Consider the following 26,194-nt stretch of genomic DNA (forward strand, 5'->3'; position numbering starts at 1 on the left):
CAGCGCTTTTGCCTCATACTCTATGTTTTATAATCAGAAATTAAAGGAAGTACATTTTGGCGGGAAGTAGTCTTTTAACCTTATTGGACGATATTGCCACCCTGTTGGACGATATCTCTGTCATGGGAAAACTGGCGGCCAAGAAAACGGCAGGCGTGTTGGGCGACGACCTTTCTCTTAATGCGCAGCAGGTCAGCGGCGTGCGCGCCAACCGCGAACTCCCGGTGGTATGGGGCGTGGCAAAAGGCTCGTTTCTGAATAAAGTGATCCTGGTGCCGCTGGCATTATTAATCAGCGCATTTATTCCCTGGGCTATTACGCCATTGTTGATGTTGGGTGGGGCGTTTCTCTGCTTCGAAGGTTTTGAAAAAGTGCTGCATAACCTGCATGCGCGTAAAAATAAAGAAGATCCGCAGTTGCGCCAGCAACGGCTGGAGGCGCTGGCGGCGCAGGATCCCATGGCCTTCGAGCGCGATAAAGTGAAAGGGGCGATTCGTACCGACTTTATCTTATCTGCCGAAATCGTCGCGATTACGCTGGGCATTGTGGCTGAGGCGCCTCTGCTCAATCAGATCCTGATTTTATCCGGTATTGCCATCCTCGTGACCGTTGGGGTTTATGGCCTGGTGGGCGTCATCGTTAAGCTTGATGATATGGGCTACTGGTTAGCGGAGAAAAAAAGCGCGCTGGCGCAGTGGCTGGGGAAAGGATTGCTGGCTATTGCGCCGCGATTGATGAAAGTGCTGACGTTCGTTGGTACCCTGGCGATGTTTCTGGTAGGGGGCGGTATCGTGGTTCACGGCGTAGCGCCGTTGCATCATTTTATCGAAAACCTCGGCCACGAACTCAGTGGGATGCTGGCATCTATGTTGCCGCTGGTCGCCAATCTGGTGCTAGGCTTTATCATTGGCGCCCTCGTTTTTGGCGGTGTCAAAGCCGTCACCGCGATACGCGACAAGGCGAAATAAATCTCCACGCCGGTTACGCAAGATGTACCGGCGTCGTCTAAGGTGAAACAGTTTCTCCCTGATACCGGAGGCAAAAATGGTCTTGTTGGTCAGCGATGAAGTCAGAAGGAAAAGCGGCGGGCCGCAAATGGTGGTTACCGGTATTGCCGGCGGTATGGTTGAATGCCGTTGGTACGACGGTCGCGTTGTGCAGCGTGAAGCGTTCCGTGAAGACGAACTGGTGCGCGGCGAAGGACAACGTCTGGAGCATACTTAGGCATATCGCGCCCGCAGGCGCAGGCTTTTTTATACGGGTTACGTGCGGACAAGGAGTGTTGATGTTGTGGGTTTCTTTGACCGTACTGCGAGTGAACAATGGATAAGCCGCTGTGGCTAAAAAAATTCCGCCGCTTCTCCACTCCGGGGTGGGTGGTCAATGTCTGTTTTATCGTGGTGTTGTTCTTTTCAACGCTGCTCATCTGGCGAGAAATCCGGGTACTGGAAGAGGCCTACGTCGCCAACCAACGCAATAACCTTGAGAATGTGGCCCATGAAATGGACGGGCTACTGCAATTCAATCTCAACCGGCTGCTTTTTTTCCGCAATAGCATGCAGTCGGCGCTGGCAATGCCGCTGGATTTCGCCATTCTGCGTCGAGCTGAGCAGGAGTATCTCAGTAAACGCCACGATCCTATTTGGTCAGTTGAACTGAATAACCGGCGTACCCTGACGGTTTATGGCGTATCTGACGCTTTTGTCGATAGCGACGCACTGCTGTCACGTGATAATCCGCAGACCAGCAATGAGCTGATGGCAACGCTTGAGGTGGGTTATTTGTTACGTCTAACCAACAATAGCAGGGTTTTCAGTGAACGTATGATGTACGTTTCACGCAGCGGTTTTTATACCTCCACCGATTCGCCACGGAGTCCCAGCCAGGTGTTGGAGCAATTTTCTCGGGATACCAGCGCGCCGTGGTTTACTCAGCAAACTCAACGTAATAATCCAGGGCGGGGCATTATCTGGCAAACGTTTCAACACGATGACGGACATACGCAACCGCAGGTGGTGACCGCTTCGATTCCTCTTGATTACGAACGCTACTGGTTGGGCGTGCTGGCGATGGATTTCTCAGTACGCGACCTGCAGGCATTTCTGGCCAGCGCGGTGAAAGAGGGGCAGTCGGGTGAGTATCAGCTGTATGACAAGCAGCTTAACCTGCTGGCCTCCTCGGCGCCGGATGATGTGCTAACCCTGCTTTCGCCGCGGGAACAGGAAAATCTGCGCTATGCGTTGGCGCATGATAACCATGGCGGTATCCGTCAGCTCACCCGCTATATCAGCTGGGAGAAGATGCGCAATTTTGATGGCGTATTGCTGCGCATTCATACCCTACAGGAAGGCGTTCGCGGCGATTTCGGCACGATTTCTATTGCTCTGACCCTGATGTGGCTGATGTTTACCCTGATGTTGATGATCTCGTGGCTGGTTATTCGTCGTATGGTCAGCAACATGAGCGTGCTTCAGACCTCGTTAGAGTGGCAGGCCTGGCATGATGCATTGACGCGGCTGCTCAATCGCGGCGCTCTGTTTGAACGGGCGATTGAAGCGGCCCGAATCTGTGAACGACAGAAGCAGCCTATTGCGGTAATCCAGATGGATCTGGACTACTTTAAAGGGATTAATGATAAATATGGTCACCAGGCAGGCGATCGGGTGCTTATGCTGGTGGGGAGCACCATCATGAGTCTGGTCCGTGAAAGTGATATTGCCGGGCGCGTCGGTGGCGAAGAGTTCTGTATTGTGTTGCCGAACACCTCGCTCTCGCAGGCGAGGACGGTTGCCGAACGTATCCGTCTGCGTATTAATAGCCGTGAGATATTGCTCTATAACAGCGTTAGCCTACGAATCAGCGCCTCGCTAGGCGTCAGCAGTAGCGATACATCAGATGAAATTAATTTTGAGAACCTACAATTGATCGCCGATCACCGTTTGTATCTGGCGAAACAGAATGGGCGTAACCGGGTTTATTCCGAAGGATGAAGGGCTTTAATGTGATGACGAGCTACTTTGTCAGGCAATAAAGACGCCTCGATATGAGAAATTTCTTAAAAAATAGAGTCGATTTATATAACGTTCGTGAAAGAACGATGAGGGCAAGCCCTTGCCGTGTCAGGGTTGGCTAATCCGTTGCGCGTATTAGCTACATTTCTCAATAATTCTCATCATTAATACTTCTTGTCATGCAAAATAATTGAGGATAATGTCTTCCGTGCATCGGATTTCCCGGTGTAACGAATTTTCAAGTGCTTCTTGCATTAGCAAGTTTCATCCCGACTCCTGCGAGTCGGGATTTTTTTCACCAGGGGTTAGCGGTTGGCTTCGGTGACGCTAAAGTCATGAATATCAAGCTCAAAGGCTTCCGCCAGCTCGCGCCAGGTGTGGTAATCGCGGCCATTAATACTGACATGGTGGGGGTCGTCTTCGGTACGATGCACTTCGCTTTCGCTGATCTCATTGATAGCCGCCAGCAGGGCGTCGACATTAACGCCAACCCCGCCTGTACTCGTCAAACCGTTGTCTTTGGCGGATTTCATCATAACTACCTCGCTCGGCTCTGATAGAGCCTCTTTAAGTATAGACGGTCTATAAAAAGACCAGTTGCGGCAGCAGGACGCTGCGTGCAGTCAGGTTTTGTTCTACACTGGCTCAAAACGAGAGGAGACAAGTTATGCAGGTGAACGATCATGTCACAGTGAAGACCGACGGTGGTCCACGTCGATCGGGGGTTGTACTGGCAATTGAGTCGTTTAGTGAAGGAACCATGTATCTGGTCGCGCTGGAAGATTACCCGCTAGGGATCTGGTTTTTCAATGAAGTCGGGCACCCGGACGGCATTTTTGTCGAGAAAGCTGAGTAATTCCCGCGATCCTGAAACTGGCGGACATCGCCGCCAGTTTGCCGTCAGCGCATGTTGACGTAAATACCGGAAGTAATGTTTTCCGCCAGACGAACGATGTGATAAATCACCTGCTTATTATGCGTCTGGATCTTTTTCTTAATATTACCCTTATGCGATGAGACGGTTTTGGCCTTGATGTTCATTTGGGTCGAAATGTGTGCCGTTGCGTGCCCGGCCATCCACATTTGCAGCATATTCGACTCGGCCTGGCTGAGCGATAATGTAGGAATACGGCTCCGTAACTGGTTTAAATGACTCGGGTTATCGGATTGCAGATAATTACCCAGGATGTTATCAAGGTCTTTCGGTGTCAGCGATTTAGAGCTGATCAGCAGATTTTTGCGCACCAACAAATAATGGTCAAAATGAATGTTGGCCAGTGACATAAAAATGACAAATAACGTATCAGGATAACGAGTAATAATATCGCGGATAAGTTGGTTACTCTCTTCATCATGGATGAAGCAGTCTTCGTTGAGAAACACCACCGTCGGGCGTGATGCTTCACAGCGCTCTTTCAGACTTTGTGCGGTGCGCACTTCAATGATATCGCGCTTTTTCAGTCCCCGGCTTGCCAGATATCCGGTTAAACCTAACCGGGTATAACTGCACAAATCCATGATAATCGTTGACATGACCCATCCTCAATCAACACGTAACGATAATTCATCCGGCACGAAGCCACGTGATGAAGTCCATTTTTTTATAACATCTGACGTGATGCGGAAATCATTAGCCAGACTAAACTATTCCGTAATAATACTCATAATTTGCCAGGATTATTCTCAAAGTAAAGATATTGAAAAGCAATATACAAATGCCAGTAGTAATCATGCCCGGTGTTGGGGGATGTTGTCGCAATTATTTCAATTTATTTTAGGATTATCCTTACGCAAGAGGTGACAATAATTCTGGGTTGCCTATCTTTCATTCGCGCAGAAAAATGTATTTTTAATTCATGTTTTATTGAATCTGAAATAACAGGCGCTCTCTGGTGGATTCACCGGTTCGTGGCATAAACGAATGGGGGGGCCGCAGGGGTGGCGGCCTTAACGCTTTAATGCCACAATACTTTTTTATCGGTTTGTGGGATGGATGATGAAAAAGATTGTGATGGCCGGCGCGCTGCTGGCCCTGGCCGGATGCGTACAGGTTGATAATTACCAGGATGTGGTCAAAGCTCCGGCGCCAGCGGGGTTGGAGGGGTTCTGGCAATCGAAAGGTCCGCAGAGCGCGATGGTCAGCCCGGAGGCGATTGCAACGTTTATCGTCACCAAAGACGGCGATACTCTCGATTGTCGCCAGTGGCAGCGGGTGATTGCTGAACCTGGCAAATTAATGAACCGCGGCGATCAGGTCTACAACGTGACCAACAGCCTCGATATTTATCCTATTGAACGCAATGGGAACACGCTGGAGTACGATCGTATGACCTTAACCCGCGTTGATCGTCTAACGCCGGAGTGCGAACAGGCGTGGAAAAAGAACCAATTAGCGAGCAAAACCGCGCAGTAATCGATATTTGCGGGCTGGCTTAAGCCTGCCCGCTATTGTTAAAGCGTTTCCGCGATCACCCAGATGCTGACGCTGCCGCCGTTACAGGTGAACACGGCGTTACCTTCGCTATCAGTCTCAATGACCTCTTGCCGATTGTTAAGAAAATCTTTCCAGCGCTTATTGGCATAGTTCTCGCCAAGCGGCAGTGTTTTTTCGCCATCATCGCCGTTGGATAACACCACCACGCACCCCGGATGTTCGTCTGTGCCGCTGCGGCTAAAAGCAATACAGTTAGGATGATCGAACCACAACGTTTGCACCCCATGGGCGAAGCGTTGGCGAGCATCAATCAGTTCGTGAAGCTGCTCAATTACCGGCATCTCGATGGCATAATCCTGGCCATCATCCCCGGCGTCTTCGTAGCTGGCGCCGAACAGATCGGCGTAAAATACCGAGGGAACACCATTTTCGCGCAGCAGAATTAACGCATAGGCCAATGGTTTAAACCACGGCTCAACGGGTGCTTCCAGCGCTTGCAGCGGCTGGGTATCATGATTCGTCACCAGCGTCACGGCGTGGAAAGGGTCGGCTTCGACCAGCGTGCCGGCAAAAATCTGGCTCATGTCGTAGTCGCGTCCCTGGCGTGAGGCTTCGTGAAATTTCATCTGCAGCGGGGCGTCAAACAGCATGGTATTACCGTCAACGAGGTCGATATATTGTTGCAGTTTTTCCACTTCATGCGACCAGTATTCGGCGACGATAAACAGCGGTTTGTCGGTGGATGTCTGCACATGGTCAATCCATTCTTTATAGAACCATGCCGGAATATGTTTGACTGCATCAAGACGGAAGCCGTCGCACCCGGTCTGCTCAATCACCCAGCGCGCCCAATATTTAAGCTCTTCAGTGACGGCGTGATTGCGGAAATCGATATTTTCGCCCATCAGATAATCGAAATTCCCCATCTCATCGTCAACCTGGTCGTTCCAGCCCTCGCCGGTATAGTCATTGACGATTTTAAACACGCCGTCTTCGTTGGGGTTTTCGATATGATCGACGCCGCTAAAACATTTATAGTCCCAGATGAATTGTGAATACTGCCCGCCGCGCGCCGGGAAGGTATAACGGGTCCAGGCTTCACATTCGATGATTTCCTCTGCAATCTGCGTGCGGTCTTGTTCATCAACGCGCTGTACGCGAATGCGTTCTTTCTCATCGGCACCCATTTTATGGTTGACGACGACATCGAGTAGTACGGCGATTTGGTGTTCTTTCAGCGCGTGAATCGCCGCCAGCAACTGGGCTTTATCGCCATATTTCGTGGCAACCGACCCCTTCTGATCGAATTCACCGAGATCGAACAGATCGTAACTGTCATAGCCAACCGAATAACCGCCGGAGGCGCCTTTATAGGCGGGCGGCAGCCAAATCATATTAATGCCTATTTCATTGAGATTCGGCGCAAGGGCTTCTACTTCCCGCCATAGCTCGCCGCCTTCCGGGTAATACCAGTGAAAACACTGTAACAACGTGGGGTTTTTCATCTTCCATGCTCCAGACGTCATCAGGCTGACCTTTGCAGTATGGGAGATATCCGTCAAATCTGAACAATTTCGTTGGGTTTTCGCTATATCCTAAACGCCTGCATATATAATAAATTGGCATAAGATGTAGCGGATAGATGTTGGTAGGCTGCTGCTAAACGCCTTACACTACTGGAAAATATCATCATATTCGGGGTATCTATGAAATTAGCACTTCTGGGTCGCCAGGCGCTGATGGGCGCAATGGCCGTGGCATTGATGGCGGGTGTGAGCGTGAAAACTTTCGCCGCAGAAAATTTGCTGAATCAGGTCAAAGAGCGCGGTACATTGCGCGTCGGCCTGGAAGGGACATACCCTCCGTTCAGCTATCAGGGCGATGATGGCAAACTGACCGGTTTTGAAGTCGATTTTGCCAATGAACTGGCGAAGCACATCGGGGTGAAAGCGGATCTCAAACCGACCAAATGGGACGGTATGCTGGCTTCTCTTGATTCCAAACGCATTGATGTGGTGATTAACCAGGTCACGATTTCCGATCAGCGTAAGAAAAAATATGACTTCTCAACCCCCTATACTATTTCCGGTGTTCAGGCATTGGTGAAAAAGGGTAACGAAGGCATTATCAAAACCGCAGCGGATCTGAAAGGGAAAAAGGTCGGCGTAGGTCTGGGCACCAACTATGAAGAGTGGCTACGCCAGAACGTCCAGGGCGTAGATATTCGCACCTACGATGATGACCCGACAAAATACCAGGATCTGCGCGTTGGCCGTATTGACGCCATTTTGGTAGACCGTCTGGCGGCGTTGGATCTGGTGAAGAAAACCAACAACACGTTGGCTGTAACCGGCGAAGCATTCTCACGCCAGGAATCCGGCGTGGCGCTGCGTAAAGGTAATGAGGATCTGCTGAAAGCAGTGGACGATGCTATTGCCGATATGCAGAAAGATGGCAGCCTGAAGGCGCTTTCAGAAAAATGGTTTGGTGCCGACGTCACTAAGTAACGTCTGAAGATGAAAAAAGGCGCTGATAACGGCGCCTTTTTTTATTTCGCGCGCAACTGCGTGCATAATAAGGATAACTGAGTCAGGAGGTGTCATGTCACTGCAAAATTTAACGCGTTTTCCGCGTCTGGAATTTATTGGCGCACCGACGCCGCTGGAATATCTGCCACGCCTGTCCGATCACCTCGGTCGGGATATTTTTATTAAACGCGACGATGTTACTCCGATGGCGATGGGAGGAAATAAACTGCGTAAGCTGGAATTCCTCGCCGCCGATGCGCTGCGTGAAGGGGCAGATACACTGATTACCGCCGGCGCGATCCAATCGAACCATGTACGCCAGACCGCGGCCGTGGCCGCTAAGCTTGGCTTGCACTGCGTGGCGTTGCTGGAAAATCCGATTGGCACCCGCGCGGAAAACTATCTGAGCAACGGTAACCGTCTGCTGTTGGACCTGTTTAATACCCAGGTCGAGATGTGCGACGCCCTGACCGACCCCAATGCGCAGTTGGAAGAACTGGCAACCCGCATTGAAGCGCAGGGTTATCGCCCGTATGTCATTCCGGTTGGCGGCTCTAACGCCCTTGGTGCGCTGGGTTATGTCGAAAGCGCGCTGGAAATCGCCCAGCAGTGCGAAGGGGCGGTAGAGATCTCCTCGGTAGTGGTCGCCTCCGGTAGCGCAGGCACGCATGCCGGTCTGGCGGTTGGCCTGGAACAGCTGATGCCAGACGCGGAATTAATCGGTGTGACCGTGTCACGCAGCGTGGCTGACCAGTTGCCGAAGGTGGTGGCGCTTCAGCAGGCTGTTGCCAATAGCCTTGAGCTGCAGGCGAAAGCGGAGATTACCCTGTGGGATGATTACTTCGCGCCGGGTTACGGCACGTCGAATGAGGAAGGGATGGAAGCCGTGAAATTACTGGCGCAGCTGGAAGGTATCCTGCTGGATCCGGTCTATACCGGCAAAGCAATGGCCGGTTTGATTGACGGCATCAATCAGAATCGCTTTAAGGATGAGGGGCCGATTCTATTTATCCATACGGGCGGCGCACCGGCGCTGTTTGCTTATCATCCGCACGTCTAATACAGAACTAATCGAATGCAAGAAAGTATCCAACTGGTTATTGATTCCGCGCCATACCTGTTAAAAGGTGCGGTTTTTACGCTACAGCTGAGTATCGGCGGCATGTTCTTCGGCCTGCTGCTGGGCTTTATCCTTGCGCTGATGCGCATGTCGTCAATCTGGCCGGTCAGATGGCTGGCGCGGATGTATATCTCTATTTTCCGCGGTACGCCGCTGATCGCCCAGCTGTTTATGATCTACTACGGTCTGCCGCAGTTTGGTATCGAGCTGGATCCAATCCCGGCGGCGATGATTGGCCTGTCGCTGAACACCGCGGCCTATGCGGCGGAAACGCTGCGTGCGGCGATTGCCTCAATCGATAAAGGGCAGTGGGAAGCGGCGGCAAGTATCGGCATGACGCCGTGGCAGACTCTGCGGCGGGCGATTTTGCCGCAGGCCGCTCGCGTGGCGCTACCGCCGTTATCTAATAGCTTTATCAGCTTGGTAAAAGATACCTCGCTGGCGGCAACGATTCAGGTACCGGAACTGTTCCGTCAGGCGCAGTTGATTACGTCACGTACGCTGGAAGTGTTCACGATGTATCTGGCCGCCTCGCTGATCTATTGGGTGATGGCGACGGTGCTGTCGACGCTGCAGAACTATTTTGAAAACCAGCTGAACCGCCAGGAGCGTGATCCAAAATGAGTGCGATTGAAGTCAAAAACCTGGTGAAGAAATTCCACGGTCAGACCGTGCTGCACGGCATCGATCTTGAGGTTCAGCAAGGGGAGGTAGTGGCAATTATCGGTCCCAGCGGCTCCGGTAAAACGACGCTGCTACGTAGTATTAATCTCCTTGAACAACCTGAAGCCGGCACCATCCGGGTGGGCGATGTCACTATCGATACCTCGCGCAGCATAGGTCAGCAGAAAGGGCTAATTCGTCGTCTGCGTCAGCACGTTGGCTTCGTATTCCAGAACTTCAATCTGTTCCCGCACCGTACGGTACTGGAGAACATTATTGAAGGGCCGGTTATTGTAAAAGGCGAAGATAAGAACGAAGCGGTGTCGTTGGCGCGTGAACTGTTGGCGAAAGTGGGGCTGTCTGGCAAAGAGAATAGCTATCCACGCCGTTTATCCGGTGGTCAACAGCAGCGTGTGGCGATTGCCCGTGCGCTAGCGATGCGCCCGGATGTGATCCTTTTTGATGAGCCGACCTCGGCGTTGGATCCTGAACTGGTGGGTGAGGTATTAAATACCATCCGCCAGTTGGCGCAGGAAAAACGGACCATGGTCATCGTCACTCATGAGATGAGCTTTGCCCGCGATGTCGCCGACCGTGCGATCTTTATGGATCAGGGACGCATTGTTGAACAGGGTAATGCCAGGGAGCTGTTTGCTAATCCGCAACAACCACGTACCCGGCAGTTCCTCGAGAAGTTCTTGATGCAGTAATCACCACCACTCTGGTGCGGCCGTCCCCAATCGGCTGGGCGGCCGTGACCAGACCATCGGCGTGCCCGCCAGACGAATTGGGAAATTCAGCCGTTCCGCCAGGCCAAACGCCGAGTACTCTAATGCAGGCTTGAAATCGGCCCGTTGCAAGGGAGCGAACGGAGCTTCATCCTGCGCGCCTGGCCATGGCATCAGGCTGGCGGCGACGCGCGCCAGAGATAACCGGGCGCGATAGCCCGCGCCGTTTTCAATGCGTTGGAGAAGACCTTTCAATACCGCTGCCGCCATCAAATAGCCGGTAGCGTGATCTAATGCCTGTACCGGTAGTGGTACGGGTTTATCCGCTTTGCGCCAGCGCTGTCCGGCCTCCGCGATGCCGCAGGCCATCTGTACCAGGCTGTCAAAGCCGCGGCGGTTGCGCCATGGGCCATCCCATCCCCAGGCATTCAGCGAAACATCAATTATCCCCGGCGACAGCGTTGCTCTGGTCTGGCTATCCAGGCCTAAAACATCCAGCGCATCGGCGCGGTAGCCGTGGACAATGACATCGGCTTGAGAGAGCAAAACGATTAAACGTTGCTTATCGATTTGCGTTTTTATATTCAAACGGGCGCAACGCTTACCGAGGGTAATTTCTTCTTCGAGCGTCGGTTCCTGCCAGTCGAGAGGGTCGATGCGTAATACGTCAGCGCCGAGCCCTGCAAGAAAGCGTGTCGCGACCGGCCCGGCGATAATTCGGGTTAAATCCAGTACCCGGATCCCGCATAAAGGACGGGAAGGGGACAGCGGCCAGCTCGCCGGCGATCCTGGCGGCAAATATTCTTCAATGAGCAGCGGCTGCCGGCTAACGGCGATACCCTGCGGATGGGTTTGCCACTGCCTGGCGCTGCGCATCGCTGCGGCGCAGCCGCCGTGATCGACAACCACCTGTTCCAGCGCCTGCGCGCGCCACTGACTGACTTGCTGCGCCAGCGCCTCTCGCGTGGCATGAACGCCCAGAACCCGCGCCACGGCTTGCCTGTGGTGGGCTGCATTGGTGTGCAGACGGATCCAACCATCCAGCGTTTGGTAATCGCCCGCCAGCGGATCCCACAGTTGCTGCAAAGGGCGATTGAGCGGCCTGACGCTACTGGAAAACCAGTAGGACGCCAGCCGACGATCGACCCGCGGCGCAGAGGATGTGTGACACAAGCGAGCCAGATAAGCGGCGGCAACCCCCATCGAGGCGGCGGCAAAATCGCTGACGGCAAAACAGGAAGGTAATGCTCCCTGTTGATGGAAATCGATTACCGGGGCGGGCGTTGAGTCAAAGGCCTGCCACAGCCGGGAATAGAGGGTCATTGAAGGCGATGGCGAGAGCATATTTTTCTCCTGAGCCTGACAAATAATCATCAACGGAAATCGAATAATGCGATGGCTACGATATTTTATACATATAAATAAGATTTATGTGTTAGTTTTATGTATTTATAATAATGATTATCACTCAGGAGTTATTTGGTAGGTTATGAGGGACATTGATTTTTTCAGCTGGCGGCGGGAAATGCTGCAACAATTCCAGTCAACTCAGGATGGAGATACGGTTTATAATCTGCTCCAGCAACAAACGGAAGAACTGGAATATGACTACTACGCGCTCTGCGTGCGCCACCCGGTGCCTTTTACGCGTCCGAAACTCACGCTGCAATCAACTTATCCGCAGGCCTGGATGGCGCATTATCAGTCTGAGAATTATTTTGCTATTGATCCAGTATTACGTAGCGAGAATTTCCTCCGGGGACATTTACCGTGGAATGACCAGCTATTTTGCGATACACCGGAATTGTGGAACGGCGCACGCGATCATGGTTTAAATAAAGGTGTGACGCAGTGTCTGACCTTACCGAATCATGCGCAGGGTTTCTTATCGGTCTCTGCTAAAAGCGCGCAACCGGGGCCGTATCAGGAGGATGAGTTAGAATTACGCCTGCGTACGCTGACCGAACTGAGCCTGCTGGCGCTACTGCGTCTGGAAGATGGGATGGTGATGCCGCCGGAGATGAAGTTTAGTCGACGGGAGCTGGAGATTTTGAAATGGACGGCGGAAGGCAAAACCTCAGCTGAGGTGGCGATGATTTTGTCTATTTCGGAAAATACGGTCAATTTCCATCAGAAGAATATGCAGCGGAAATTTAACGCACCGAACAAAACGCAAATAGCCTGTTATGCCGTCGCGACAGGATTAATTTGAGCGAATCGCTCGTTCTGCGTGTCAGACGTGAAACCGGCTGTCAGTGATAACTTTCAGCCGGTCCTTTTTTACTGACGGTAAGCTTGTTTAATTTGCTTAACGGTGCTGGAGAATACGGCAGCCTGAGCCTCATCTTCCATCTGCGTGATTTGCTTTTCCATTTTAATAATCACACGACCCGCATCTGCCTGGCCCATAGCCTGAAGCATCAGGGTCAGCATTGCTTTCAGGCAGGAAACTTCCTGCGCCAGCTGTTGATTATTTTCTGCAGTGGAAAAATCTGGTGTGCTCATCGATATCCTCGTTTGCTATCGGCGCTTTTGCGCAATACTGAATGTTAAGGCGGCGCAGTATACCACAAGCGGCGGAAAAAAAAGGAGTGCTTGATTTGTGTTCTCTGCTCTGAGCTGTGAATGGTTTAATTGACTGAATAATATCTGTTCATCTAAACGGGTGTCGTTAATTTTTGCGCTGGTTTTATGGTGAAGTTAATTATTGTTACATCTTAAAAAACGTATTTATCAGCTACGTATTCTGTTGCTTTTTTTACGCCTTCTGTAGGGCGAATGTTAAAAAAGAAACATAATCCAACTATATGTTCTGTATAGGTTTCCACTTGCTGTGGCGACAAATTGCCATAAATGGGAGGGAAATCTTCTTGAGGATGGTTTTTGGGCTTTTAAAGTTACGATAAAACCCGGTAATATATAGGCGATAAACTATCAGTAGCGTTATCCCTAATTCTGGAGATTATTCCTTTGATCAACGTACTTCTTGTTGATGACCACGAACTAGTGCGCGCAGGGATACGACGCATTCTGGAAGATATAAAAGGGATTAAAGTTGCCGGTGAGGCCTGCTGTGGCGAGGATGCCGTGAAGTGGTGCCGTGCGAATCCAGTGGACGTCGTCCTGATGGATATGAACATGCCGGGTATCGGGGGGCTTGAAGCGACGCGTAAAATTGCGCGCTCTATTGTCGATACCAAAGTGATCATGCTAACCGTGCATACTGAAAATCCGCTGCCTGCTAAGGTCATGCAGGCTGGTGCTGCCGGTTATTTAAGTAAAGGTGCCGCCCCGCAGGAAGTGGTGAATGCGATCCGCTGTGTAGCGTCGGGTCAACGTTATATTGCTTCCGATATCGCCCAACAGATGGCGCTCAGTCAGATTGAACCGGAAAAAACGGAATCGCCGTTTGCCAGTTTGTCTGAACGCGAGTTGCAGATTATGCTGATGATCACCAAGGGCCAAAAGGTCAACGAGATCTCAGAGCAGTTAAATCTGAGTCCTAAGACGGTGAATAGCTATCGCTATCGCATGTTCAGCAAATTGAACATTCATGGTGATGTGGAGCTAACTCACCTGGCAATTCGCCATGGCCTGTGCAATGCGGAGTCGTTAGCAAGTCAGTGAGTGATGTTTTTGACGCAAAAGCCTTCCTCAAGACGGTTACCAGCCAACCGGGCGTCTATCGTATGTACGATGCCGGCGGTACCGTCATTTATGTCGGGAAAGCGAAAGATCTGAAAAAGCGCCTGAGCAGCTATTTTCGCAGCAACCTGGCTTCGCGTAAAACCGAGGCTCTGGTCGCGCTGATCGCGCAAATTGACGTGACCGTAACGCATACCGAAACGGAAGCGCTGCTGCTTGAACACAACTATATCAAGTTGTACCAGCCGCGTTATAACGTGCTGCTGCGGGACGATAAATCCTACCCCTTTATATTCCTCAGCGGCGATACCCATCCTCGGTTGGCCATGCATCGTGGCGCTAAACACGCGAAAGGGGAATATTTCGGTCCGTTCCCCAACGGCTATGCGGTACGCGAAACGCTCGCGCTGTTGCAAAAAATCTTCCCGATTCGTCAATGCGAGAATAGTGTTTATCGCAACCGTTCGCGTCCCTGTTTGCAGTATCAAATCGGCCGCTGCCTTGGCCCGTGCGTCGCCGGATTGGTGAGCGAGGAAGAGTATGAGCAGCAGGTTGAATATGTGCGGTTATTCCTGGCCGGCAAAGACGATCAGGTACTGACGCAACTTATTGCCCGTATGGAAAAGGCGAGTCAGGCGCTCGAATTCGAAGAGGCTGCTCGCATTCGCGATCAAATTCAGGCGGTACGCCGGGTGACGGAGAAACAGTTCGTTTCCAATAATGGTGACGATTTGGATGTTATCGGCGTGGCCTTTGATGCTGGCATGGCCTGCGTGCATGTTCTGTTTATTCGTCAGGGCAAAGTGCTGGGTAGCCGCAGCTATTTTCCGAAGGTTCCAGGCGGTACCGAACTTGGCGAAGTGGTCGAGACTTTCGTGGGGCAGTTCTACCTGCAGGGCAGCCAGATGCGTACTCTGCCGGGGGAAATTCTACTCGATTTCAACCTTGGCGATAAAACCCTGCTCGCCGATTCTCTGTCCGAGTTGGCAGGACGGCGGGTGCACGTACAAACAAAACCTCGCGGCGATCGCGCGCGTTATCTCAAACTGGCGCGCACTAACGCTGCGGTGGCGCTCACCACCAAACTGTCTCAGCAATCGACGGTGAGCCAGCGTTTGCAGGCGCTGGCTACGTTACTGAAGCTTCCGGCGGTGACGCGCATGGAATGCTTTGATATCAGCCATACGATGGGTGAGCAAACCGTGGCATCCTGCGTGGTGTTCGATAGCAATGGCCCGCTGCGGGCGGAGTACCGACGCTACAACATTACCGGTATCACGCCGGGCGATGACTATGCGGCAATGAATCAGGTTTTACGCCGCCGCTATGGTAAAGCGATAGAAGAGAACAAGATCCCCGACGTTATCCTGATCGACGGCGGAAAAGGTCAGCTCGGCCAGGCGAAAGCGGTGTTTGCCGAGCTGGATGTGCCATGGGATAAAAATCATCCTCTATTATTGGGGGTGGCGAAAGGGAGCGATCGCAAAGCCGGACTGGAAACGTTATTCTTTGAACCGGAGGGCGAGGGTTTTAGTCTGCCGCCGGATTCTCCTGCTTTACACGTTATCCAGCACATTCGCGATGAGTCACACGATCACGCCATTTCCGGACATCGGAAAAAACGGGCGAAGGTGAAGAGCACCAGTACCCTGGAGACGATAGAAGGGGTGGGGCCAAAGCGTCGGCAAATGCTGTTGAAGTACATGGGCGGTCTGCAAGGTTTGCAGAAAGCCAGTGTGGAAGAAATTGCGCAAGTACCGGGGATATCTCACGGACTGGCAGAAAAGATCTTCTACTCGTTGAAACATTAGGGGCTCTGTAGCAACATAGGGCTAATTTACACTTACAACAGATAGTTACCCGTTACTATGCAATTTAATATCCCTACGTTGCTTACTCTGTTTCGCGTCATCCTGATCCCATTCTTCGTATTGGCGTTCTACTTGCCCTTTAGCTGGGCGCCATTCGTCTGCGCGTTGATTTTCTTTGTCGCTGCCGTCACCGACTGGTTCGATGGTTTTTTGGCGCGTCGCTGGAATCAAAGCACTCGTTTCGGCGCCTTCCTGGATCCGGTTGCGGATAAAGTGATGGTGGCCATCGCGATGGTATTGGTTGCCGAGCACTATCATACCTGGTGGGTGACGCTACCGGCAGCGACGATGATCGCGCGTGAAATTATTATCTCCGCGTTGCGTGAGTGGATGGCGGAGCTGGGTAAGCGCAGCAGCGTGGCGGTATCGTGGATCGGTAAAGTGAAAACCACGGCACAGATGGCAGCGCTGGTGTGGATGCTGTGGCGTCCAAATATGTGGGTTGAGTGGGCCGGTATCGTTCTGTTTATGGTTGCTGCGGTACTCACTTTGTGGTCAATGCTGCAATATTTGAACGCAGCGCGCGGCGATTTGCTTGAACAGTGATCGTTTCGGCGTAAATTTCAGCAAACGATGCAAAGTTGCGAAAAATACCGTTGACTCACCGCGCCAGATAAGTAGAATGCAACGCATCGAACGGCGGCACAGTCTTCCAGACGATAACAAAATCAAGTGATTAGCAATTAACTTGATGATGCGGGAATAGCTCAGTTGGTAGAGCACGACCTTGCCAAGGTCGGGGTCGCGAGTTCGAGTCTCGTTTCCCGCTCCAAATTAAAAGCATCGGCAGTTGCGGGTGTTTAAGTATTAAAGGCGCGTTAGCAAAGCGGTTATGTAGCGGATTGCAAATCCGTCTAGTCCGGTTCGACTCCGGAACGCGCCTCCACTTTATATCCCGAGCCCGGATGGTGGAATCGGTAGACACAAGGGATTTAAAATCCCTCGGCGTTCGCGCTGTGTGGGTTCAAGTCCCACTCCGGGTACCATTGGGATAAAGTAGAATAATCAAAGCAATAAGCAGTGTCGTGAAACCACCTCCGGGTGGTTTTTTCATTTCTATTTCCCCTCCCACATCATCAGCGCTACTGACTGAGCATCTCTCGATATGCTCTGGCCAATACATTGAGAATTTTCCCCACCTGTTTTTATCAGGAAATTTGCAAGCCATTTCGGGTAATATATTACCGGCGTTAATGATGGCGCAGGATGGCTATCCTTTGGGTATGTGCCGCCTTTATGGCAATGATAATTATATATGAGGGACCTTATGGCCACGTTGCTTGAAAGCTACGGGAACTGTTTTCGTAAATACGCCACTTTTCGCGGCCGCTCCGCGCGTCAGGAATATGTGGTCTTTACTATTGCTAACTTTATCTTATCGGCGATCCTGGGGCTGATCCCGGTTGTCGGCGGAATATTTGGCTTAATTATTATTCTACCTGGGCTGGCGGTCGCGGTTCGCCGACTGCACGATCTGAATAAATCGGGTTGGTGGTTGCTGGCGCCGTACGGCATTATGCTGATCGGCCTGATTGGTATTGCCGCCACCGTTGAAGAGGGCAGAGCAGCGTTATGGGTATGGGTGATTGTCCTGGGCGGCGTGGCCGCGCTGGTCATGTCGATTTGGATGATTTTTACCCGTGGTACCGTTGGCAGCAACCGCTTTGGCGATGAACAGAACGACGATAATAGCAGTAACAATGCCCCCGGGGCCGGTATGGCTGGTCAGCGTTCCACTGCGGATGGCGTCAGAGATCGCCTGGCGCAGGCAAAAAAAATGCTTGATGAGGGCGTGATTAGCGAAAGCGAATACGACGTCATGCGTTCTAATATTATTAAAGATATGTAATTGATTTGCCGCCGGGCTTGCCCGGCGTTAATAAATTCCCCTACGTTAGTGAGTGCGGGTGGTTTTCTCCCGCCATTTTCGCTACTGTAAGCGCCATTTTTCTCTCATCACGAGCCTGTTTATGAAAACCGGACCCCTGAACGAAAGCGAACTCGAGTGGCTGGACGAAATCCTGTCAAAATATGCCACTGAGGGCGCCATCCTTGATGTCTCTGAACTTGATGGCCTGCTGACGGCTATCTTATCCGGGCCGACGGAAATCGAACCTGCGCAATGGCTGCTGTCTATTTGGGGCGGAGCGGATAACGTGCCGCGCTGGGCTAACGATCGCGAACGTGACCGTTTCGTCAATCTGACGCTGCAGCATATGAGCGATATCGCCGAACGTCTGGCTGACTATCCGGAGCAGTTTGAGCCGCTGTTCGGTACCCGTGAATTTGAAGGCCAGGAGCTGACCATTGTTGAAGAGTGGTGCTTTGGCTACATGCGTGGCGTTGCGCTCTGCGATTGGTCGACATTGCCTGTGGATCTGCAGCCGCAGCTTGATGTCATCGCCCTGCACGGAACGGAAGAACGCTTTGAAGCGCTCGATGCGCTGACTGCGGATGAATTTGTCGACAGCGTCGATAGCATTAAGCCTGCGGCGCTTGCTTTATACGATTACTGGATGGAACATGCTCAGCCGACGGCCGTGCAGCAGCCGGTAAGAAATGAGGTCAAGGTCGGGCGTAACGACCCTTGCCCTTGCGGTAGCGGCAAGAAATATAAGCAGTGTTGCTTAGTGAAATAAAAAAGGGGCCCCAGGCCCCTTTTCCTTATCCGACAGCGGGTAATAACCCTGCGACAATACAGAACTGAATCACCACAACCGCCACTCCGCAACACAGTACCAACCACAACGCAGCTGAGCCGCCCGGTACTCGCCAGGTTGCTTGCGGGTGCTGTTTACGGCTCTTCATGACCAGCATTGATGGCAATATCAGCGCCAGTACAGCGAGCGCCACCCCGGCGTAGCCCAGCGCCATAACGAAGCCACGCGGATAGAACAGGGCGAAGGCCAGCGGCGGCAGGAAGGTGATGGCGCCGCTTTGGATACGCCCGGCAGGTGTATTTCTACGTTGGAACAAATCCGCCAGGTAATCGAATAAACCCAATGCGACGCCGAGGAAAGAGGTGGCCAATGCGAAGTCGGCGAACAGATGTACAGCCACTTCCACATGTGGCGAGGCGACGACGTCGCGAATTGCTGCCAGCAGGCCGTTCAGACCGGAATTTTTAGCCAGCACGGCGGTAAAGGCCGGGGAGTCGATGCTGCCAAGCGTCGCAAGCTGCCAGAAAATATAGGCGACCAGCGGAATAAAGCTACCGATGATGAAGACGCGGCGCAGTTTGCGGATATCGCCATTCAGGTAGCTAACGATGCTTGGGATGCTGCCGTGAAAACCAAATGAGGTGAAAATAACCGGAATCGCCGATAGCGCCAGCCCCTGCTGCAGCGGTAGCGTCAGCAGATTTATCTTGTGTATATGCGGCAGCAGCAGAACGAGCATGACTGCGAGGAAGATAATTTTGGCGCTGAATAAAAAGCGGTTGAACAGATCGACCAACGAGGTACCGATACACACCACCGCGCCGCCGATACCGGTAAACAGCAACACCCCGGCAGAAGGTGGCAAACTCCAGTTAAGCCACTGATTCAGGCTGGAGGCCAGAAGCTCTCCGGCGCCGCTGATATAGGCCGCCGTCAGGGCATACATCAAGAACAACATACAGAAGCCTGTGACCCACTGGCCATAGCGGCCAAGATAGCGTGCGGCCAACGAGCCTAATCCCATATCCGCCGGAACGTGTTGATAAACTTCCAGTAGCAACAGGGCGGTATAACACATCAGCGCCCACAGCGAGATCAGTAATACCAGAGTGACGCCAAAGCCGACTCCCGCTGAGGCGAGAGGCATCGCCAACATACCGGCGCCAATTGTGGTGCCGGCAACGATTAAAATACTACCCAGAGTGCGGTTCTTCACGCTTTTCTCTATCTATGAAGGAATGAACAAATAATTATGTCGCGCAGAGTATGTGAAATGCGTGATTTCGTCAAATGATGGTTACATGCCATGTAATCATATCTTTACGATATTTACCGGTAGCAAAGACTGCGCTGGCGCAAAGTCGGTAAAGGCAAGCTCATATATGCTGCACGCTTTACAGGAGGAGTTATGCAATCTATTCACGGCCATGAAGTACTGCAGATGATGATCGCGTCGGGCAAGTCATACACAGTAGCCAGCCTTGAGGCGGCAATTAAGGCGCGATTTGGTATGCAGGCACGCTTTCATACCTGTTCAGCGCAGGATTTAGATGCGGCACAGCTGGTGGCTTTTTTGCAGAAGAAAGGTAAGTTTATTGCAGCGGAAGAGGGCTTCAATACTAGCGAAAGTAAAATTTGCCGTCACTAAACGCGCGGCGACCAGAAACGGCCGCCGCAGCGGGGATTAATTTTGCGTATCGAGCGTTGCCAGCTCTTTATCGATAAAGTACAAGCCTTCGCCGCTCTTACCGGCGAGGGTCAGTTTATCAATAACAGATTTGAATAATTTCTCTTCTTCATGCTGTTCAGCAACGTACCATTGCAGGAAGTTAAAGGTCGGGTAATCCTGATTGGTCATTGCGGCATGCGCCAGTTCATTAATTTTTTGCGTAATTAACTGCTCGTGTTCATAGGTCTGGCGGAACAGCTCATCCAGAGAGGCATATTCGGCAAACGGCGAACTAATCGCGTTAATGCGAGGCAGGCTGCCGGTATCGGTTAAATAGTCGAACAGACGCTGCATATGCGTCATTTCTTCTTGCGCGTGACGGCGTAAAAACGCCGCGGCGCCTTCAAAACTATGGTAGCTGCACCAGGCGCTCATCTGCTGATAAAGCAAAGAGGAATAAAGCTCAAGATTCATTTGCTCATTAAGTTTTTCGATCATTTCTGCTTTCAGCATGGCGTCCACTCCGGAAATAAAGAATAAAACATCGTGTGCCGCCACTATAATTTGTTAGTTATTTATTTGCAAAAAGTAAATTAAAAAATTTAATTATTAAAAATGCAAATGGGAATAAAACGCATTGGCAATATAATAATTAATGCGAATGGTTTTAATTCGATATTTGAACCGAATATTACCCCAGGCAATGAAAAGGCGAATATCGAGTGGGCGACGCGAGTGGGATGAGGCCGTAAACCGAGCCGGAACGGTGTGTGCCGGTAAAATGTGAAGCATCACGTAGTTTATAAAACGGCTTTTCATAAAGTTTGAAATTGCATTTATGAAGTAGTAGAGTCCTGATAACGCTAACGAACTATCGGGCAGTGCCCGTACAGCATTCAGGAGAGTTAAGCATGAAAATCGCACTGATGATGGAAAACAGCCAGGCGAGTAAAAACGCCATCATCCTCAATGAATTGAAGAACGTTGCCGAGGATAAAGGCTTTCCGGTTTACAACGTAGGGATGAGTGATGAGAACGATCATCATCTGACCTATATCCATCTGGGGATTATGGCCAGCATCCTGCTGAATTCCAAAGCGGTTGATTTCGTGGTGACCGGTTGCGGCACCGGCCAGGGAGCGTTGATGTCGCTGAATATTCACCCGGGGGTGGTATGCGGTTACTGTATTGATCCTGCAGACGCCTTCCTGTTTGCTCAGATCAACAACGGTAACGCGTTGTCGCTGCCTTTTGCCAAAGGTTTTGGTTGGGGGGCGGAGCTGAACGTACGCTTTATTTTCGAGAAGGCATTCACCGGCCGCAACGGCGAAGGTTATCCGCCGGAACGCAAAGAGCCGCAGGTACGCAATGCCGGGATCCTCAACACAGTGAAAGCGGCGGTGGTGAAAGAAAACTATCTTGATACCCTGCGGGCGATCGATCCAGAACTGGTAAAAACTGCGGTTTCAGGCCCTCGTTTCCAGCAGTGCTTCTTCGAAAACTGCCAGGATAAAGAAATTGAAGCTTTTGTGCGCCAGATAGTCGGTTAATCGGATTTTTTACACGGGCCTGCGCGAATGCGCAGGCCCGTTCGTTATTACTTGTCTTTACTGGAAACCGTGCTGCCCGCATCCCGCGTAAGATGTAGTGTATCAATCATCCCCACCAGGCAAATCAGCGCGATAAAGACGAACGCCAGACGAAAATCGATTCCTGGCAACGCCGTTAAGTTAAGCCACTCACTTAGCTGTTCTCCGATCCGGATACCAATAGCACCGAGGGTGATCCCGAGCCCCACCGCCAACTGTGAGGCGGTGCTGAACAGCGTATTGGCATAACTCATCTGTGCGGAAGGAACATCGGCAAAGGCGAGGGTACTGATGCCGGTAAATTGGATGGAACGGAAAACCCCGCCAAGATAGAGAATCAGCATCGTCAGCCATATCGGCGTGTGTGGTGTTAACAGCGCGCAGGCAAGCAGCGAGGCAACGTTCAACGCACCATTAATCAGCAATAAGCGACGGAAACCCAGCCAGCGGATAAGCGGCGTGGTGGCAGGCTTGATGGTCAGATTGCCTACGAAAACAGCCAATACCAGTAGGCCAGAATGGAACGGATCCATGCCGAAACCAACCTGGAACAACAGCGGTAGCAGGAAAGGAACGGTGCTTATCGAGGAACGAAACAGTGAACCGCCATACATCGTTACCCGAAAGGTCGGAACCTGCAGGGCATCCAGGCGCACCATTGGCCAGGCGGCGCGGCGGAAATGACGTAGCGCAAAAACCATACAACCTACCCCCACCGCCAGTAGCGCCAACGTATGCCAGCTTTGCGGCTGCCGGTCGCCGACAAGTTCCATCGCGGCCACCAGACTTATCATCGCCAGCGATGTCGCAAGAAAGCCGGGAAGGTCAAAGGGACGGCGCTCTTCTTCCCGGATATTGGGAATAATGCGTAACGAGAGCGCCATCGCCAGTAGCCCTAGCGGAACGTTGATAAAAAAGATCCAGTGCCAGCTGGCGTAACGGGTTATGAACCCTCCGAGCGGCGGACCGATTATTGGCGCGACCAGCGCCGGCCAGGTTAATGTGGCGATAGCCTTGATGAGCTGATCCTTGGGCGTGGTGCGCAGTACCGCCAGCCGCCCGACGGGGACCATCAACGCGCCGCCGACGCCCTGTAGGATACGCATAGCGACGAAGCTTTCAACGTTGCGCGATAAGCCGCAGAAAATGGAAGCGAGGGTAAAAATGGCTAGCGCCAGAGTAAACACCTTGCGTGCGCCAAAACGATCGGCAATCCAGCCGCTGGCGGGGATCAGCACTGCGAGGGTGATCAGGTAAGCGCTGATACCGATATTGAGATCGACCGCCGTGACGCCAAAATCCTTCGCCATATCGGGTAGCGCAGTGGCGATGACCGTGCCATCGAGGAACTCCATAAAGAAAGCGCCAGCCACCAGTAAAGCCGGGGCGGAGAAAGCGCGTGCTTTCGGCATAAGAGCTGTTGTACGCATTGAGTCGCAGCCATAGCAAAGTGAATTAGTACCTTTGCGGCGTGATTTTCTTCCTGCCGCTCAGCACATGTTTTTTTATCTAATGCGTTTTAGGGTACTATTACGCCCCTGAAAATAGGAGTAAAAAATGTCTCAACCTTTTACTGAACAAGATGAACTGGTTTCCGACGTCGTCGCCTGCCAGCTGGTTATCAAACAGATCCTCGATGTCATTGACGTTATTGCCCCGGTCGAGGTGCGTGAAAAGATGGCGTCGCAGCTAAAAGCAATTGATTTCGCCAGTCATCCGGCTTCCGCCGACCCGGTGACGCTGCGTGCGGTGCAAAAGGCGATTGCGTTGATTGAACTGAAGTTTACCCCGCAGGGTGAGGCGCACTAATTTCGTTGTGGCGAAGCCAGTGGCGATGTGAAATGGCCGTTCCTGTCATCACGAACTGGAACGGCCAGTAAAATTAGTGCTGCTGCGAAGCGATGAGATTGAGTAGTCGGCGGTCGGTCTGTTCCAGGCAGAGTCCGGCCTTATCAGCAGTGCGAATTTCTTCAAGTACGGTTTGCAGTAACAACCCGTCTTGCTGCTGTTCTTTTTCGAGTAGGGTTAAAAAACGCCATGTGGTGTCATCGCTCTGCGCTTTTGCTTCCTGCGCCAGGCCTGACAACATGCTACTGCGCTGCTGGTACTCTTCAAGGGTTTTGGTAAACACCTCTTCAAGGGAAGTACACTCCGGAGCATAGCTTTCGTCGGCTTTCACAATCGGCCAGGCGCCCGCTTTTTTCATATAGTCAAAAACCCGCATCATTAGCGTCACGCTCGATTGCGCACGAGTTCGTAAGAAAGTTGCGGTGCCGTTGAGGCGCTGCTGAGCACACCATTCACCCAAATGCAGATAAACATTTGACGCATGAAACTCAAGATTCATCTGGGTATTCAATTTCTGAACCATTCCTGGGACTGCCATAACAATATCCTTATTTACCTGGAAGGGGGGATGACGCCCGTGACTATCTTGCAAAGACGGATTGTGCAGGCGCAACATGATTGGCAGAAAAATAAATTATGCGCTTTCCATATGCGCTCGGTCATTAATTTATCGCTACCAATAAAATAAGAATACATCCATGTAGAGAATAAGAAAACTCTCAAGGCCGCTAATTTACGCTTTGTTACAACATCATCTTTATTGCTTGTTTTGATTGGGTATTAATGTTTTTTAATTAATTGATTTCTAATAACTTTGTTTTTCTGTTGTTTGTCGTAGAGCTCATTGATTTATATTATGAGGGTTTTTTAACTTTAATTTCATATTTCGTTCATAGCTTGTTCATTATTCGGGAATGATGAGCAACTGAAAAATTTGTTGTAGATCATTTTTTGTTAATAGCTGAACGCTAATTAATATGGCGGTGGATATGCCGGGGAAATGCTTGTGACTGATAGAAAGCGCTAAAAAGTGTATGAATATTAATTAAAATAACTGATCGGATCTGAGCAGCTTAACGTGTACTGGCGGTTTTCAACCCTCACCCCAGCCTGACCACAAGGATAAGTCTGCTGATGATATGGATTATTTAGCTATATCATTTGCTAATTGTCTGACAATTGGCGCTTTTTTTATGTCATTTTTTGCTGAATTTATGTACGCAATTACTGTAATTCTGCGGTGTGATGACGCTCTCGTATGGATAAATAATTTCCAGTTAAAACTAATTCAACAACGGCAAAGTTGATTGCGTTATTTCTAATGCCTTGTTTTAAGACTGATAAAAATTTTAAGTTCGATTTTTCCCTACATAAAAGCGAATGAAAGCTGGAGTTTACCATGCACAAATTTACTAAGGCGCTAGCGGCCATTGGTCTCGCAGCGGTTATGTCACAATCAGCTATGGCGGAAACCCTCAAGCTCGGTTTCCTAGTGAAACAACCGGAAGAGCCGTGGTTCCAGACGGAGTGGAAATTCGCGGATAAAGCCGGGAAGGATTTGGGTTTTGATGTTATTAAAATCGCGGTGCCGGACGGCGAGAAGACCCTCAATGCGATCGACAGCCTGGCGGCCAGCGGCGCCAAGGGATTTGTCATCTGTACTCCGGATCCCAAGCTGGGCGCGGCGATTGTCGCGAAAGCTCGCGGCTATGATATGAAAGTTATCACTGTTGACGATCAGTTTGTTAATGCCAAAGGCAAGCCGATGGAGAGCGTGCCGTTGGTGATGATGGCTGCCAGCGAAATCGGCGCCCGTCAGGGGCAAGAGCTGTATAAAGAGATGCAAAAGCGCGGTTGGGATGTGAAAGATACCGGCGTGATGGCGATTACTGCCGATGAACTGGATACAGCGCGCCGCCGTACTACTGGCTCCATTGACGCGCTGAAAGCGGCCGGTTTCCCGGAAAAACAGATTTATCGCGTACCGACCAAATCTAACGATATCCCTGGCGCATTCGATGCCGGTAACTCGATGCTGGTTCAGCACCCACAGGTCAAACACTGGTTAATTGTCGGGATGAACGATAACACCGTACTGGGCGGCGTCCGCGCCACCGAAGGTCAGGGCTTTAAAGCGCCAGATGTCATCGGTATCGGCATTAATGGCGTCGATGCGGTGAACGAACTGTCCAAAGCGCAGCCGACGGGGTTCTATGGTTCTCTGCTGCCAAGCCCGGATATCCACGGCTATAAAACGAGCGAAATGCTTTACAACTGGGTCACTAAAGGCACCGAACCGCCGAAATTTACCGCGGTGACCGATGTCGTGTTGATCACTCGCGACAACTTTAAGCAAGAGCTGGCGAAAAAAGGGCTGTAAGGCCTGGCTGAATCTGCCTCCTGCCCCGGCGGGAGGCTATGCGTAGTA

28 protein-coding genes and 3 tRNA genes are annotated in these 26,194 nt (G+C 51.4%); 22 read left to right on the forward strand and 9 right to left on the reverse strand.

Going from position 1 to position 26,194, the window contains the following annotated elements; translation table 11 throughout:
• The first annotated feature begins 56 nt into the window (after positions 1 to 56).
• The 3 genes from PYR66_08650 to dgcQ all read left to right on the forward strand — a co-directional run bounded on the left by PYR66_08650 (position 57) and on the right by dgcQ (position 2,990).
• Entirely contained in the window at positions 57 to 968 is a 912-nt protein-coding gene (locus tag PYR66_08650) for a DUF808 family protein (protein ID WEF29756.1), read from the forward strand.
• A 76-nt stretch (positions 969 to 1,044) separates the two neighbouring features.
• Positions 1,045 to 1,224 (forward strand): DUF2158 domain-containing protein, encoded by a 180-nt coding sequence (locus PYR66_08655; GenBank protein ID WEF29757.1) that lies wholly within the window; start codon positions 1,045 to 1,047, stop codon positions 1,222 to 1,224.
• A 98-nt stretch (positions 1,225 to 1,322) separates the two neighbouring features.
• Positions 1,323 to 2,990, forward strand: coding sequence for a cellulose biosynthesis regulator diguanylate cyclase DgcQ (gene dgcQ, locus PYR66_08660; GenBank protein WEF29758.1), 1,668 nt, complete (start codon positions 1,323 to 1,325; stop codon positions 2,988 to 2,990).
• Positions 2,991 to 3,316: 326 nt separating this feature from the next.
• Here dgcQ and yodD read toward each other — a convergent pair whose 3' ends face one another.
• Positions 3,317 to 3,544 carry a YodD family peroxide/acid resistance protein gene (yodD, locus tag PYR66_08665; protein WEF30389.1) on the reverse strand — a complete coding sequence of 76 codons (228 nt, stop codon included), beginning with the start codon at positions 3,542 to 3,544 and terminating at the stop codon, positions 3,317 to 3,319.
• 134 nt (positions 3,545 to 3,678) lie between these two features.
• Between yodD and dsrB the strand changes: the two genes are divergently transcribed.
• Entirely contained in the window at positions 3,679 to 3,867 is a 189-nt protein-coding gene (gene dsrB, locus PYR66_08670) for a protein DsrB (protein WEF29759.1), read from the forward strand.
• A gap of 44 nt (positions 3,868 to 3,911) precedes the next feature.
• Here the strand turns inward: dsrB and rcsA are convergent, their stop codons facing one another.
• Positions 3,912 to 4,544, reverse strand: coding sequence for a transcriptional regulator RcsA (gene rcsA / locus PYR66_08675; protein ID WEF29760.1), 633 nt, complete (start codon positions 4,542 to 4,544; stop codon positions 3,912 to 3,914).
• 460 nt (positions 4,545 to 5,004) lie between these two features.
• Between rcsA and yedD the strand changes: the two genes are divergently transcribed.
• Positions 5,005 to 5,424 carry a lipoprotein YedD gene (gene yedD, locus PYR66_08680; protein ID WEF29761.1) on the forward strand — a complete coding sequence of 140 codons (420 nt, stop codon included), beginning with the start codon at positions 5,005 to 5,007 and terminating at the stop codon, positions 5,422 to 5,424.
• Between the two features lie 38 nt (positions 5,425 to 5,462).
• Here the strand turns inward: yedD and amyA are convergent, their stop codons facing one another.
• Positions 5,463 to 6,950: an alpha-amylase gene (amyA, locus tag PYR66_08685; protein WEF29762.1), complete on the reverse strand. Its 1,488-nt coding sequence runs from the start codon at positions 6,948 to 6,950 to the stop codon at positions 5,463 to 5,465.
• Between the two features lie 201 nt (positions 6,951 to 7,151).
• Between amyA and tcyJ the strand changes: the two genes are divergently transcribed.
• The 4 genes from tcyJ (at position 7,152) to yecC (ending at position 10,466) form a co-directional block, all read left to right on the forward strand.
• Entirely contained in the window at positions 7,152 to 7,952 is an 801-nt protein-coding gene (gene tcyJ, locus PYR66_08690; GenBank protein ID WEF29763.1) for a cystine ABC transporter substrate-binding protein, read from the forward strand.
• 94 nt (positions 7,953 to 8,046) lie between these two features.
• On the forward strand, positions 8,047 to 9,033 hold the full coding sequence (dcyD, locus tag PYR66_08695; GenBank protein ID WEF29764.1) for a D-cysteine desulfhydrase: 987 nt from the start codon (positions 8,047 to 8,049) through the stop codon (positions 9,031 to 9,033).
• 15 nt (positions 9,034 to 9,048) lie between these two features.
• Complete coding sequence (gene tcyL / locus PYR66_08700) at positions 9,049 to 9,717, forward strand: cystine ABC transporter permease (GenBank protein ID WEF29765.1); 669 nt, start codon at positions 9,049 to 9,051, stop codon at positions 9,715 to 9,717.
• A complete protein-coding gene (gene yecC, locus PYR66_08705) occupies positions 9,714 to 10,466 on the forward strand; it encodes an L-cystine ABC transporter ATP-binding protein YecC (GenBank protein ID WEF29766.1) in 753 nt (250 codons plus the stop codon). The genes tcyL and yecC overlap by 4 nt, the downstream gene beginning before the upstream one ends.
• On the opposite strand, the gene PYR66_08710 is transcribed toward yecC, so the two are convergent.
• Entirely contained in the window at positions 10,467 to 11,828 is a 1,362-nt protein-coding gene (locus PYR66_08710) for a CoA transferase (GenBank protein WEF29767.1), read from the reverse strand.
• A gap of 145 nt (positions 11,829 to 11,973) precedes the next feature.
• Here PYR66_08710 and sdiA point away from each other — a divergent pair, with 145 nt between their 5' ends.
• Positions 11,974 to 12,696: a transcriptional regulator SdiA gene (gene sdiA / locus PYR66_08715; protein WEF29768.1), complete on the forward strand. Its 723-nt coding sequence runs from the start codon at positions 11,974 to 11,976 to the stop codon at positions 12,694 to 12,696.
• Positions 12,697 to 12,764: 68 nt separating this feature from the next.
• On the opposite strand, the gene PYR66_08720 is transcribed toward sdiA, so the two are convergent.
• The gene (locus tag PYR66_08720) at positions 12,765 to 12,989 is read right to left on the reverse strand and encodes a DUF2594 family protein (GenBank protein ID WEF29769.1); all 225 of its coding nucleotides are present in this window, start codon (positions 12,987 to 12,989) and stop codon (positions 12,765 to 12,767) included.
• Positions 12,990 to 13,454: 465 nt separating this feature from the next.
• Between PYR66_08720 and uvrY the strand changes: the two genes are divergently transcribed.
• The 8 genes from uvrY (at position 13,455) to PYR66_08760 (ending at position 18,639) form a co-directional block, all read left to right on the forward strand.
• On the forward strand, positions 13,455 to 14,111 hold the full coding sequence (gene uvrY / locus PYR66_08725; protein ID WEF29770.1) for a UvrY/SirA/GacA family response regulator transcription factor: 657 nt from the start codon (positions 13,455 to 13,457) through the stop codon (positions 14,109 to 14,111).
• Complete coding sequence (gene uvrC / locus PYR66_08730; protein WEF29771.1) at positions 14,108 to 15,940, forward strand: excinuclease ABC subunit UvrC; 1,833 nt, start codon at positions 14,108 to 14,110, stop codon at positions 15,938 to 15,940. Before uvrY ends, uvrC begins: the two co-directional genes overlap by 4 nt.
• 57 nt (positions 15,941 to 15,997) lie before the next feature.
• Positions 15,998 to 16,546 carry a CDP-diacylglycerol--glycerol-3-phosphate 3-phosphatidyltransferase gene (pgsA, locus tag PYR66_08735; GenBank protein ID WEF29772.1) on the forward strand — a complete coding sequence of 183 codons (549 nt, stop codon included), beginning with the start codon at positions 15,998 to 16,000 and terminating at the stop codon, positions 16,544 to 16,546.
• A gap of 150 nt (positions 16,547 to 16,696) precedes the next feature.
• A tRNA-Gly gene (locus PYR66_08740) sits at positions 16,697 to 16,772 on the forward strand.
• Between the two features lie 40 nt (positions 16,773 to 16,812).
• A tRNA-Cys gene (locus PYR66_08745) sits at positions 16,813 to 16,886 on the forward strand.
• A 13-nt stretch (positions 16,887 to 16,899) separates the two neighbouring features.
• Positions 16,900 to 16,986: transfer RNA gene (locus PYR66_08750), tRNA-Leu, on the forward strand.
• A 281-nt stretch (positions 16,987 to 17,267) separates the two neighbouring features.
• Complete coding sequence (locus tag PYR66_08755) at positions 17,268 to 17,849, forward strand: DUF805 domain-containing protein (protein ID WEF29773.1); 582 nt, start codon at positions 17,268 to 17,270, stop codon at positions 17,847 to 17,849.
• Positions 17,850 to 17,970: 121 nt separating this feature from the next.
• Positions 17,971 to 18,639 carry a YecA family protein gene (locus PYR66_08760; GenBank protein WEF29774.1) on the forward strand — a complete coding sequence of 223 codons (669 nt, stop codon included), beginning with the start codon at positions 17,971 to 17,973 and terminating at the stop codon, positions 18,637 to 18,639.
• 25 nt (positions 18,640 to 18,664) lie between these two features.
• On the opposite strand, the gene tyrP is transcribed toward PYR66_08760, so the two are convergent.
• The gene (tyrP, locus tag PYR66_08765) at positions 18,665 to 19,876 is read right to left on the reverse strand and encodes a tyrosine transporter TyrP (GenBank protein ID WEF29775.1); all 1,212 of its coding nucleotides are present in this window, start codon (positions 19,874 to 19,876) and stop codon (positions 18,665 to 18,667) included.
• A 192-nt stretch (positions 19,877 to 20,068) separates the two neighbouring features.
• On the opposite strand from tyrP, the gene PYR66_08770 reads away from it, so the two are divergent.
• Entirely contained in the window at positions 20,069 to 20,308 is a 240-nt protein-coding gene (locus tag PYR66_08770; protein WEF29776.1) for a YecH family protein, read from the forward strand.
• Between the two features lie 36 nt (positions 20,309 to 20,344).
• Here PYR66_08770 and ftnA read toward each other — a convergent pair whose 3' ends face one another.
• Positions 20,345 to 20,842, reverse strand: a complete 498-nt coding sequence (gene ftnA / locus PYR66_08775; protein WEF29777.1) for a non-heme ferritin — start codon at positions 20,840 to 20,842, stop codon at positions 20,345 to 20,347.
• Positions 20,843 to 21,240: 398 nt separating this feature from the next.
• On the opposite strand from ftnA, the gene PYR66_08780 reads away from it, so the two are divergent.
• The gene (locus tag PYR66_08780; protein ID WEF29778.1) at positions 21,241 to 21,879 is read left to right on the forward strand and encodes an RpiB/LacA/LacB family sugar-phosphate isomerase; all 639 of its coding nucleotides are present in this window, start codon (positions 21,241 to 21,243) and stop codon (positions 21,877 to 21,879) included.
• A 47-nt stretch (positions 21,880 to 21,926) separates the two neighbouring features.
• Here the strand turns inward: PYR66_08780 and PYR66_08785 are convergent, their stop codons facing one another.
• A complete protein-coding gene (locus PYR66_08785; GenBank protein ID WEF29779.1) occupies positions 21,927 to 23,348 on the reverse strand; it encodes an MFS transporter in 1,422 nt (473 codons plus the stop codon).
• A gap of 127 nt (positions 23,349 to 23,475) precedes the next feature.
• Here PYR66_08785 and PYR66_08790 point away from each other — a divergent pair, with 127 nt between their 5' ends.
• Entirely contained in the window at positions 23,476 to 23,727 is a 252-nt protein-coding gene (locus tag PYR66_08790; GenBank protein WEF29780.1) for a DUF2766 family protein, read from the forward strand.
• A 73-nt stretch (positions 23,728 to 23,800) separates the two neighbouring features.
• Here the strand turns inward: PYR66_08790 and PYR66_08795 are convergent, their stop codons facing one another.
• Positions 23,801 to 24,304, reverse strand: a complete 504-nt coding sequence (locus PYR66_08795) for a non-heme ferritin-like protein (protein ID WEF29781.1) — start codon at positions 24,302 to 24,304, stop codon at positions 23,801 to 23,803.
• Between the two features lie 861 nt (positions 24,305 to 25,165).
• Here PYR66_08795 and PYR66_08800 point away from each other — a divergent pair.
• Positions 25,166 to 26,146 carry an arabinose ABC transporter substrate-binding protein gene (locus tag PYR66_08800; protein ID WEF29782.1) on the forward strand — a complete coding sequence of 327 codons (981 nt, stop codon included), beginning with the start codon at positions 25,166 to 25,168 and terminating at the stop codon, positions 26,144 to 26,146.
• Positions 26,147 to 26,194: the final 48 nt, after the last annotated feature.

Origin of the sequence: Klebsiella aerogenes, assembly GCA_029027985.1 — a bacterium.
GTDB classification, from domain to species: domain Bacteria; phylum Pseudomonadota; class Gammaproteobacteria; order Enterobacterales; family Enterobacteriaceae; genus Klebsiella; species Klebsiella aerogenes_A.

Bases quoted from the DNA above. Each gene is read 5' to 3' on its own strand.
- dcyD (WEF29764.1), top strand. From the start codon at position 8,047: ATGTCACTGCAAAATTTAACGCGTTTTCCGCGTCTGGAATTTATTGGC.
- tcyJ (WEF29763.1), top strand. From the start codon at position 7,152: ATGAAATTAGCACTTCTGGGTCGCCAGGCGCTGATGGGCGCAATGGCC.
- PYR66_08785 (WEF29779.1), bottom strand. From the start codon at position 23,348: ATGCGTACAACAGCTCTTATGCCGAAAGCACGCGCTTTCTCCGCCCCG.
- ftnA (WEF29777.1), bottom strand. From the start codon at position 20,842: ATGCTGAAAGCAGAAATGATCGAAAAACTTAATGAGCAAATGAATCTT.
- sdiA (WEF29768.1), top strand. From the start codon at position 11,974: ATGAGGGACATTGATTTTTTCAGCTGGCGGCGGGAAATGCTGCAACAA.
- pgsA (WEF29772.1), top strand. From the start codon at position 15,998: ATGCAATTTAATATCCCTACGTTGCTTACTCTGTTTCGCGTCATCCTG.
- PYR66_08760 (WEF29774.1), top strand. From the start codon at position 17,971: ATGAAAACCGGACCCCTGAACGAAAGCGAACTCGAGTGGCTGGACGAA.
- yedD (WEF29761.1), top strand. From the start codon at position 5,005: ATGATGAAAAAGATTGTGATGGCCGGCGCGCTGCTGGCCCTGGCCGGA.
- amyA (WEF29762.1), bottom strand. From the start codon at position 6,950: ATGAAAAACCCCACGTTGTTACAGTGTTTTCACTGGTATTACCCGGAA.
- rcsA (WEF29760.1), bottom strand. From the start codon at position 4,544: ATGTCAACGATTATCATGGATTTGTGCAGTTATACCCGGTTAGGTTTA.
- PYR66_08720 (WEF29769.1), bottom strand. From the start codon at position 12,989: ATGAGCACACCAGATTTTTCCACTGCAGAAAATAATCAACAGCTGGCG.
- PYR66_08770 (WEF29776.1), top strand. From the start codon at position 20,069: ATGCAATCTATTCACGGCCATGAAGTACTGCAGATGATGATCGCGTCG.
- yecC (WEF29766.1), top strand. From the start codon at position 9,714: ATGAGTGCGATTGAAGTCAAAAACCTGGTGAAGAAATTCCACGGTCAG.
- PYR66_08655 (WEF29757.1), top strand. From the start codon at position 1,045: ATGGTCTTGTTGGTCAGCGATGAAGTCAGAAGGAAAAGCGGCGGGCCG.
- PYR66_08780 (WEF29778.1), top strand. From the start codon at position 21,241: ATGAAAATCGCACTGATGATGGAAAACAGCCAGGCGAGTAAAAACGCC.
- PYR66_08795 (WEF29781.1), bottom strand. From the start codon at position 24,304: ATGGCAGTCCCAGGAATGGTTCAGAAATTGAATACCCAGATGAATCTT.
- PYR66_08710 (WEF29767.1), bottom strand. From the start codon at position 11,828: ATGCTCTCGCCATCGCCTTCAATGACCCTCTATTCCCGGCTGTGGCAG.
- PYR66_08800 (WEF29782.1), top strand. From the start codon at position 25,166: ATGCACAAATTTACTAAGGCGCTAGCGGCCATTGGTCTCGCAGCGGTT.
- PYR66_08755 (WEF29773.1), top strand. From the start codon at position 17,268: ATGGCCACGTTGCTTGAAAGCTACGGGAACTGTTTTCGTAAATACGCC.
- dsrB (WEF29759.1), top strand. From the start codon at position 3,679: ATGCAGGTGAACGATCATGTCACAGTGAAGACCGACGGTGGTCCACGT.
- dgcQ (WEF29758.1), top strand. From the start codon at position 1,323: ATGGATAAGCCGCTGTGGCTAAAAAAATTCCGCCGCTTCTCCACTCCG.
- yodD (WEF30389.1), bottom strand. From the start codon at position 3,544: ATGAAATCCGCCAAAGACAACGGTTTGACGAGTACAGGCGGGGTTGGC.
- tcyL (WEF29765.1), top strand. From the start codon at position 9,049: ATGCAAGAAAGTATCCAACTGGTTATTGATTCCGCGCCATACCTGTTA.
- PYR66_08790 (WEF29780.1), top strand. From the start codon at position 23,476: ATGTCTCAACCTTTTACTGAACAAGATGAACTGGTTTCCGACGTCGTC.